At 69.0% G+C, this 8,820-nt stretch carries 5 protein-coding genes and 1 pseudogene; 3 read left to right on the top strand and 3 right to left on the bottom strand.

The window, feature by feature from the left end; genetic code table 11:
- Positions 1-85: 85 nt before the first annotated feature.
- Positions 86-353: pseudogene (locus ACP4J3_RS50265) on the bottom strand (phosphorothioated DNA-binding restriction endonuclease); the annotation flags it as partial.
- Between the two features lie 381 nt (positions 354-734).
- Here ACP4J3_RS50265 and ACP4J3_RS50260 point away from each other — a divergent pair.
- Entirely contained in the window at positions 735-1,091 is a 357-nt protein-coding gene (locus ACP4J3_RS50260) for a VOC family protein (RefSeq protein ID WP_426544933.1), read from the top strand.
- Between the two features lie 184 nt (positions 1,092-1,275).
- On the top strand, positions 1,276-1,575 hold the full coding sequence (locus ACP4J3_RS50255) for a hypothetical protein (protein ID WP_426544931.1): 300 nt from the start codon (positions 1,276-1,278) through the stop codon (positions 1,573-1,575).
- A gap of 453 nt (positions 1,576-2,028) precedes the next feature.
- On the opposite strand, the gene ACP4J3_RS50250 is transcribed toward ACP4J3_RS50255, so the two are convergent.
- Positions 2,029-3,924, bottom strand: coding sequence for a glycoside hydrolase family 97 catalytic domain-containing protein (locus tag ACP4J3_RS50250; protein WP_426544929.1), 1,896 nt, complete (start codon positions 3,922-3,924; stop codon positions 2,029-2,031).
- Between the two features lie 721 nt (positions 3,925-4,645).
- Between ACP4J3_RS50250 and ACP4J3_RS50245 the strand changes: the two genes are divergently transcribed.
- Complete coding sequence (locus tag ACP4J3_RS50245; RefSeq protein ID WP_426544927.1) at positions 4,646-6,172, top strand: glycosyl hydrolase family 28 protein; 1,527 nt, start codon at positions 4,646-4,648, stop codon at positions 6,170-6,172.
- Between the two features lie 263 nt (positions 6,173-6,435).
- Here the strand turns inward: ACP4J3_RS50245 and ACP4J3_RS50240 are convergent, their stop codons facing one another.
- A complete protein-coding gene (locus ACP4J3_RS50240) occupies positions 6,436-7,935 on the bottom strand; it encodes an alginate lyase family protein (protein ID WP_426544925.1) in 1,500 nt (499 codons plus the stop codon).
- Positions 7,936-8,820: the final 885 nt, after the last annotated feature.

Below are 8,820 nucleotides of genomic sequence, written 5' to 3'. Positions count from 1 at the left end.
GAAAGCGCCCCCGCGCTACCCAACACCACCAACACGACCGCCGGATGATCGGCTACACCACGACAAGGGACACGACCCCGCTCTGAGCTCTGAGTTCGGGTGCGAGCCGGCCGGTGCACCTGTCTCCGGATGTCCCGCACCCCGCTCCCGGGACTTCCGTGCCCGTGGTCGGTACGCACTTCCCGCAACTCCGTCGCCGACCAGGTGGTGGAAGGGGTAGGCGGGCGTTGTCCTGTGGGGTGGGCCCTACTCGGGCAGCAGACGCCGGAGGTCCTCCTCGACCGCGCTGTAGCGCAGTTCGCTGTCGGGGCCTGCTGGAACCGGCCGAGGGCGTGCAGGAGCAGCAACGGTCGCCGGGAGCCCTTTCAGCGGCTCACGAGCTGCCGAAGCCGGTGGAAGCGAGCGCCGGTCGGAAGGACTTCTTTGCAGGGGCGCACGAGGGGCGGGGCAGCGGAGGTCGAACAGTTCGGTGCGCCGACAAGAGCGATCGCTGGACAGAATCCGCGCACGGCGATGAACCCCCGGTCGCCGACCCGGGATTTCGTCGCGCCGGGGTCGCCGCCTGCTGACCCCGGCGGCGGCGTTGTCGACTGCCCGGACCCACCGAGGCGGACACGGCCCCCCAGCGTTGCGCGCCTGAGGCTCATCACCCTCGACGTGGCGAACCGTCCGTCCGCAAGTCCCCATCAAGCCGTAGGGAAATCCCCACAGTTCACTGCAGCCGACCTGACAGCGTGAACTCTCAAGTAGAGTCTCCGGACTTCTACTCCTCGGTCTTCGCGATGGAACTCTTTCACCACGATCCGGACGGCAGTTGCTTCCTGTCCGACGGCTATCTCTCCCTCGCCCTGATCAAGCATCAGCTCGATCGTGAGACCCCGGTCGGCTTCAACCACTTCGGATTCCACATCGAGGACACGGCGGCCACCACCGAGGCCCTGGTGGCGGCCGGCACTCCGAAGCCGGCTGAACGCTTCACCAACCGTCCCTTCGCCGAGTACCGGGCGATGGATCCGGAGGGCAACTGGTTCGACCTCTCGGAACACGGCTTCGGCGGCCCGCGCCCGCCGTCCGACTCCACCGGGTCCTGAACCCCGGCCAGACACTCCGCAGGGCGCGCGACAACGCGACAGCTGCAGCAGCGGACCGAGGCGGAGGCGCAGCGCGTACCGCCGATGATCGCCGCGACCATGGTTGACGATCAGCGGCTGCCGGACGCGTGACGACGGTACGACGCCAGGCGGCCCGTCGCTACCACCGCCCCGGACGGCAGCGGTGGAGCCGGGCTGGGGCGAGGGCGTCGTGTTCCTGGGCATCGGACACCGGCCGCATTTCGAGGACCGCGCCCTCCCTCAGACTCCGTCCAGGGGTACCCCCAGCGGCAGGACCACCGGCTTCGGCCGTTTCCCCTCCCGTCCCTTCCAGATCAACGCCGCCTGGCTGGAGCTGTCCGTGACCGCCGTCGATCTGCTCGTGTGGGCCCAGGCTCTGTTGCCGGCGGGCGAGTTGGCCTCCGCCGAGCCGAAGAAGCTCCGCTACCGGCTGCTGCACGCAGCCGCCCGCATCACCCGCTGAGGCCGCCGCCTCCCCCTGCGGATCGCCTCCACCTGGCCCTGGCGACATGAGCTCGCGAACGACTTCATCTGCCTCGCGGCCCTGCCGAGGCCGGTCAGCTGACTAACGGCGCTGCGTCTGCCCACCCACGACCCGAGGAACCCGGAGCACCCGACCCGAGCGCCGGGCCGCCAGTCACGCCCATCCGCCGACAGCCACGACCCTCCACAGTCAACCCAGCTCAGCCGACCCAACCGAAACGGGGAGGCCAGGCGTCCAGTGCGCAAGCGGTCCTGACCTGCTCGCGAGAGCCTTTGCACGCGTACGAACCTTGTGGCGAAGGCTGTTCTCCTGTTGCGGATCAAGATGTGGCTCCCGGGCTGCCGCGGACGGCGACAGACGTACGCGCGCTGTGCTCTGGAACCCGCACGCGCTCCGAGTGAGCCTGAGAAGCCGTACGACCGGCGCCCGGCCTCAGCTCCGCTCCAGGATGATCGCCTGGCCGCCCGCGCTCGCCATGGCCACGTCGAGCGTGGTCGCCGCGGTGACGGTGCGGGTGCTGACCACGACCGGGGTCCGGAACGGGCTGCTGCCCGGCTCGCCGTCGGCGTAGACGGTCGCCGTGTACGTGCCGTCGTCCAGGAACGACAGCGGGATCGGCAGCGTCCGGGCCGTTTCGTTGGTCATCGCCCCGAGGTACCAGGTGGAGCCGTTGCGGCGGGCGACCGCGATGTACTCGCCGATCGATCCGGCCAGGGTCCGGCTCTCGTCCCAGGTCGTGGGGACGGCGTTGAACCAGGGCAGGCCGGGCCAGTTCGCGGGGTTGGCGTACTTGGACGTCTGCTTGTCGTACCAGAAGAGGAAGTTGAGGGGCTGGTAGTAGACGGCGGCCATCGCCATCTGGTGGGCGTTGGTCGTCTTGTTGCGCGACTGGCCGTAGCAGATGGTGTAGTCCATCGGGCCGCCGATGTTGCGGGCGAAGGGCAGCGTCACGTTGTGCGTGGCGGTCGGGAACTGCTCGTTGCCGCGGACGCCTTCCAGGTTCAGGTAGTTCGGGTACGTGCGTTCGTAGCCGAAGGGCCGGACGTCGTCGTGCATGTCGATCAGCAGCTGGTACTTGGCGGCCGTCCGGGCCCAGTCGGTGATCTGGTTGGTCATCGACTGGGTGCCGTCGAGGACGAAGCCCAGCTTGACGCCCGCTATGCCCCAGCTTCGGTAGAGGGCGAACAGGGAGTCCGCGTCGCCCACCGCGGTGCGGTCCGCGTAGAGGATGACCCCGATGCCGTGGCCGGTGGCGTAGGAGATGACCGAGGGAAGGTCGATCTCGGGAATCGGGTGCGTGGCGGGTGAGGTGACCGGTCCGTACCATCCGCCGTCGTACTCGATGTACTGCAGGCCCCGGCCCACGGCGAAGTCGACGCCCGCGAGGCCGGCGGCGGTGGTCAGTTCGCAGCGGAACACCTTGCCCGGCTTGATCCACGAGGTGTCGGTCAGGGCGTTGGGCGGGGCCAGATTGAGTACCAGCTCGGCGTTGTCGACGAGTTCGGCGTGCGTGGCTCCGATCACCACCACCCGCCACGGCGTGGCGAACGGGGCGGTGACGGTGGACGTCGTCTCCACCGGTCCGGACCCGCGCGCCGTGTGCTCCATCAGGAAGGCGGAGAGCGTGCCCGGCTGCCCGGGAACCGAACTGAGCTTCAGCCGCGGGAAGTTCAGCCGGGAGGACTCGCAGACACAGGCGATGAACCCGCCCGCGAGCGTGGCGGTCAGCGGCAGGTCGGTCAGCGGGCCGGTGTCCGTGGTGGGCGTTCCGGTCACCGGGATGGCACCCGGCGCCACCGGGACGTAGGCGTCCTCGTCCCGGGCGCTGTAGACGGTTGTGCCATCGGGGAAGGCGAACGTCGTCAGCTCGTCGGCGATGCTGAGGCTGCCCTCGTCGAGCAGCAGGTAGCGCAGTGCGACGCCGGTGCGGTACGCGCGGATCTGCACGCCGAAGCGGATGCCCGAAGCGGTGTCCTGCAAGTCCCAGGACTGCTCCTGGTAGTGGTCGGTGACGGTGGCGTTGCGCCCGTACACCGGGGACCATGTGTCGTGGACGGTCCGGTACCGGCTCCGGGTGACCGTGACGCTGCTGCCGAGGACAGTGCCGTCGTCCAGCCTCAGGCCCAGGGTCGAGGCATCGACGACCGTCTTGCCGTCGCGGGTGGCGGACCACTGGAGCGCCCCGTTCACCGCCGCCACCGTGATGGACGTGCCGCCCATGCGCGCGGTCGCCCTGACCGGGGCGCCCGCCTCCGCGGCGAGGGCCGGCCGGGCCGTACCGATCCCCGCCGCGGCCATCCCGGCAGTGAGGGCAGCGCCCGTGAGCATGCTCCGGCGGGACAGCGCCCCCGGGCGGTTTCCTCCGTGCGTGGCGGGCGGTTCAGGCTCTCCTGAAGCTCTCATGGGGAAGGGACCTCTCCTTGGAGGATCGTGTCGGGGCGAGCCGCTTGCCCCGGCCGTCGGCGGTAACCGGTTGCTGCCCTGCAGTAGTTGTAGTTACGAGGAGATGAGGGGTCAAGACTGCCCAACCGGTTTCCAACGGTTGACCGAGTGGTACACCGCCGGACGGCCACTGATCACTCGCGCCGATCCCCCTGGCCCGCCCACGGCGAGCCGCACGGCTGCCTGGCGCACCCTGGGCGGATGCCGTCCGGACGCCGATGCCGATGCCGCAGGTCACCGCCCAGGTCACCCGTTCCCGCGCCGCCGAGCGCCGCCACCCGGCGCCGGCCACGAGGCCCGGACCTCGGGCCTGCGATCGAGCACGCCGTGCCCAGCTCTCGACCGGGACGGCGGCGCACCGCCCGCCTATAGCAACCGGTTGTTTCGAAAACTCGCCAAACCCTTGCGCAGATTTCGGCCGTGCCGCAGATTTCGCCCTGACGATCCACTTCGTCATGGCCCGAACGTCCCTCTGATCCTCAAGCGCCTCCTGCTACCCGAACGCCCCATCTGTGAAGGGTCGGGGCTCTGCCCGCATGTTCAGCGGCCGCCGGGCCCCGCCTCCGGCCGCAGACGGCCGCCCGCCCACATCCATCAAGGAGTCTTCATGAGCTCGTCCCTGTCCCGGCGCACCGCCCTTCAGGCCGCAGGCGCCCTCGCTGTCGGCAGTATGGTCAGCGGTGTCACGGGCACCGCTCAGGCTGCGGCCGCAGAAGCCGGTTCCACAGGCGATATCGTTGTCATCCATCCGACCCTGCCGCAGGTGCCGGCCAACAACTCCTTCACCGTCAAAGTCCGGCCGCTCGGCGGCACCTGGCAGAGACTCGACGTCTACCTGGCCAAGCTCGCGCTGATCGACGCCGTCACCGCCCGCAACCCGGTCCAGAAGTCCTCCTGGGCCTCCTTCGACTTCTCCGGCACCGTCGAGGTCGAGGTCACCTACAACCCGGGCGGCGTCGAGAAGGTCCGTATACGCCCGGACTCGTACGGCATCACCCCCGAGGTGCTCGGCAGCACCGCGCGCTTCACCCTGGACCGGCCCCGCACCGTCGTCGTCCAGGTCGACGACAAGATCTTCGACTGCCTGCACCTGTTCGCGAACCCGATCGAGCAGGACGTGCCCGCCGAGGGCGACAAGCACGTCATGTACTTCGGGCCCGGTCTGCACACTCCCGAAAACGGGGAGCTGACGGTGCCCAGCAACACCACCGTCTACCTGGCCCCCGGTGCGGTCCTCGTCTCGGTCGTGAAATTCGAGGGGGTGGAGAACTCCCGGCTGATCGGCCGCGGTGTGATCTACAACTCCAAGTCGGGCGCGATGTCCATCCGCAATTGCGAGAACGTCACGATCGACGGCATCACGATCCTCAACCCCCGCTACCACAACATCCGGGTCGCCGAGTGCCAGAACCTCACCATCAAGAACCTGCGCGCCTTCAGCCGCGAGGGCTGGGGCGACGGCATCCAGCTCTACTGCTCCGAGAACGTCACGATCGACGGCTGCTTCCTGCGCACGTCCGACGACTGCATCGCCCTCTACACCCACCGCTGGGACTTCTACGGTGACACCCGCAACATCACCGTCAAGAACTGCTCCCTCTGGGCCGACGTCGCCCACACGATCAACATGGCCGTGCACGGCAACCCCGACCCCGCCGCGCACGAGATGCTGGAGAACCTGAACTTCGAGAACATCGACATCCTCGACCACCGTGAGCCGCAGGTGAACGCCCAGGGCTGCATCGCCATCAATGCCGCCGACGGCAACCTCGTCCGGGACGTCAGGTTCGACAACATCCGCGTGGAGGACTTCCGCTGGGGCCAGCTCTTCCACATGCGCGTCGTCAACAACCCGAAGTGGAACAAGGCGGCCGGCCGCGGCATCGAGAACGTCTACGTCAAGGACGTCAGCTACAACGGCGAGAACGCCGACACGTCGATCATCGCCGGGACCGACGCGGAGCACACCGTCAAGGACATCACCTTCGAGAATCTTCGTGTCAACGGCAGGGTGATCCGCGACAGCGGGGGCAAGCCGGCGTGGTACCTGGCCTCGGACGGCGTGCCCATGTTCGTCAACGAGCACGTGCAGAACCTGCGCTTCCTCACCACCGAGGAGGCCGCTGCCCTGTAACCGCCGTCCGCCTGGCCCGGTCCGGGCCGACACCCCAGGGAGAAGCACGACAGGCCGGCCCGCCGCCAGGTCATCCGGGCGCTCGGCGCCGGACTCCTCGCGGCCGCGGCGGCCGACCTCACCACAACCCGTCGCGCTTCGCTGGAGACGCGTGATCGCGGATGCGTGCGTGCGCCGACCTCCCGCTGTCATTCGACATCGACTCCGTGGGCGCGGGCGAGGCCGCCGAAGCCGTCCGCCCAGCCTGGCTCAGGCGTCGCGGATCACGCGTCGGATCCGGGCGTGTTCGCTCCGCGTCCGCGACGGCGGAGCAGGAGCAGACCCCCGACGAGGGCCGAGGCCCCGGCGGCGGACCAGGCAAGGACGCCGTCCGCCCCCGTGGCGGCCAGATCGTTGGGGGCGCCTCCCTGCGGGCGCGTCCCGCCGCCTGCAGCGCTGCCCGAGGCGTCGTCAGCCGCCTTGTTTTCGCGTGCGGCGCCCGGCGCGGACGCGCCGACGTCCTCCGGGTCCCGGGTGTAGGTCAGCGTGCCGTAGCCGAGGTGGTCGTAGCTCCAGCCGGCCCCGCCGCGGAGCCCGCCGCCGTCCTCGGGTGTGAGCTTGTCCTTGTAGGCCGTGATGTTCGGTACGACCAGCCCGCGGCGCACCGCGTAGTGGTTGTGGATCAGGGCCCAGATGGGACGGGTGCTGCCCCGGCCCACCTCGCTGATCTCCGGTTCGGTGTGCAGGACTCCGCCCCGGCCCGGTAGGCGCCGGCCCATGCGGCGCGAGTACGAGGTGTACGGAACGTCCTTGCCGAGGTTGTAGCGGGCGACGTACTCGGCGCCCTTCATGAACCGGTTGTCGTCGTACCCGTACAGGTCCTCGCCCAGGTTCCAGGCCATCTCGCAGAGCGCGCCCATCCAGCCGACACCGGCCATGGTGTGCTCCTGGTCCCGGCCGCTCTCCTCCCACTGCCCGAGGACGACGCCGTCCGCCTCCTCGTGCAGGACCGGGACGGCCCGCTTGACACAGCCGTTGCCGTCGCCGTTCTTGAAGTACTCCACCGCCCGGTCGATCTTGGCCTGGTCCTCGGTGAGCCCGCCGATGGCGATGATGGACGCCAGGGTGCACAGTTCCCAGTTGGCCCGGTAGTTCCCGGGGACGGCGTCGTTGTGGTTGGCCAGGAAGTAGTCGTTCATCGGGTAGAAGATGTCGACCAGCATGGACTGGAACCGGCCGAGGTCGAATCCGTCGTAGTCGCGCATGATCTCGCCGGCGTTGGCCAGCTGATACCCCTGGATGCCCGCCATCAGGTACCGGTCGGCGTTCCCGCGGAGCTCCTTGAGGGTGGCCGACCAGGCGTTGAGGATGTCCCGCGCCTTGTCCCCGTGCCCGGCGTCCCCGGTGATCTTCCAGCGCAGGGCGTTCTGGTAGGCCGCGGCGGTGTCCCGGAAGAGCAGGTGGACGTTCGCGCCCTCGCCACCGCGGATGACGGTCGCGACGGGCCGTGGCCGGTAGTCGGTCGCCGAGTCCCGGCTGCTCAGCAGCCGCTTCCAGCCGTCCGTCCAGGGCTGCGCACCCGCCTTGACCTTCTCGGCCATCCGGTCGAAGTCGGCCTGCGTGTGCAGCAGCGCCGGGTGGGCGAACCCGCCTTTCGGGGCCGTCGGCACGGCTGAGGCGGTCCCCGTGGCCGCCCCGATCGCACCGGCGCCGGCACCGGCCGCGCCGGCGAGCTTCAGCATCCCGCGACGGCTGAACGAACGGTCTGTGGTGGCCTGCTCCATCGAACTGTCTCCTGGCTCTTCTCCGGTCCTGTACCAAGGAGACGCGCGCCGCACCGTTGCATAACAAAAACTGTCCGGCCTCTTGATCATTTACGGCGAACGCACGGAGCAAGGACGCTTCCGCCGCCCATGATCTGCGCGACGCGCTGGCGTCAAGGCCCTTCTGCCGTCCCGCCACGGCAGCCGTCGCCGCCGACGACGCGGAGGCGAACAGGGCCCAGGAGTCGGCCGTGTAGTCCGCCTGCGCCGGACGTCCGATCTTCTCCAGGGCGCCCCGGATAGGTGTCGTGTCCACAGTGCTGTCCACGTCCCCGGAGATGGTGTTGAACGCGTCGAACGATCTTTCCGGACTTGAGGACGAACCTCGCCGTGTGCGCGCCGTCGGGCAGACCGCGGAGCGCGTACGTCGCGAGGCACTTGTCGGTGGTGGCGGTCTTCGCGTCCCGTGGGCCGGACAGGATCTCGACGCCAGGCTGACCGGCAGTGCTAAGACGATGCAAGATTCTATCAAGCCGTAGGGGAATCCCCATAGTTCACGGGAGTGGGCCTGTGGGCGTGAACTCTCAAGTACCGTCTCCGGATACTCCGTGGTTGTTCGGCAACCGGTCGTACCATCCGCCCTCATCCCACCGTCCTGATGGACGACGAGGCACTCGCGGGCTTCCTCGCCGTGGCTGCCGCCGAGTACCAACTCATCATCTCCTAGGCTCCGTTGCCGTGTTTCGCGCTCTTGCTCGGCGGCGCGGAGGCGAGCCAGTACGCAGAGGGCGCCACTCGACTTCACATTCACCACTGGATGAGAGGGACATACACAGCATGCGATCCATCAACCGACTGACAACCTCAGTCGTCGGAGCGGCCGTGCTCCTGGGCTGCGTCTCGGGA

Source organism: Streptomyces sp. UG1, assembly GCF_049974585.1.
Classification (GTDB): domain Bacteria; phylum Actinomycetota; class Actinomycetes; order Streptomycetales; family Streptomycetaceae; genus Streptomyces.
The sequence above is the reverse complement of the archived record's forward strand: the minus strand, read 5'-3'. Positions and strand labels throughout refer to the sequence as shown.

Excerpts from the sequence above, each read along its gene's own strand:
- ACP4J3_RS50240 (WP_426544925.1), bottom strand. The coding sequence starts at position 7,935 with ATGGAGCAGGCCACCACAGACCGTTCGTTCAGCCGTCGCGGGATGCTG.
- ACP4J3_RS50245 (WP_426544927.1), top strand. The coding sequence starts at position 4,646 with ATGAGCTCGTCCCTGTCCCGGCGCACCGCCCTTCAGGCCGCAGGCGCC.
- ACP4J3_RS50250 (WP_426544929.1), bottom strand. The coding sequence starts at position 3,924 with ATGCTCACGGGCGCTGCCCTCACTGCCGGGATGGCCGCGGCGGGGATC.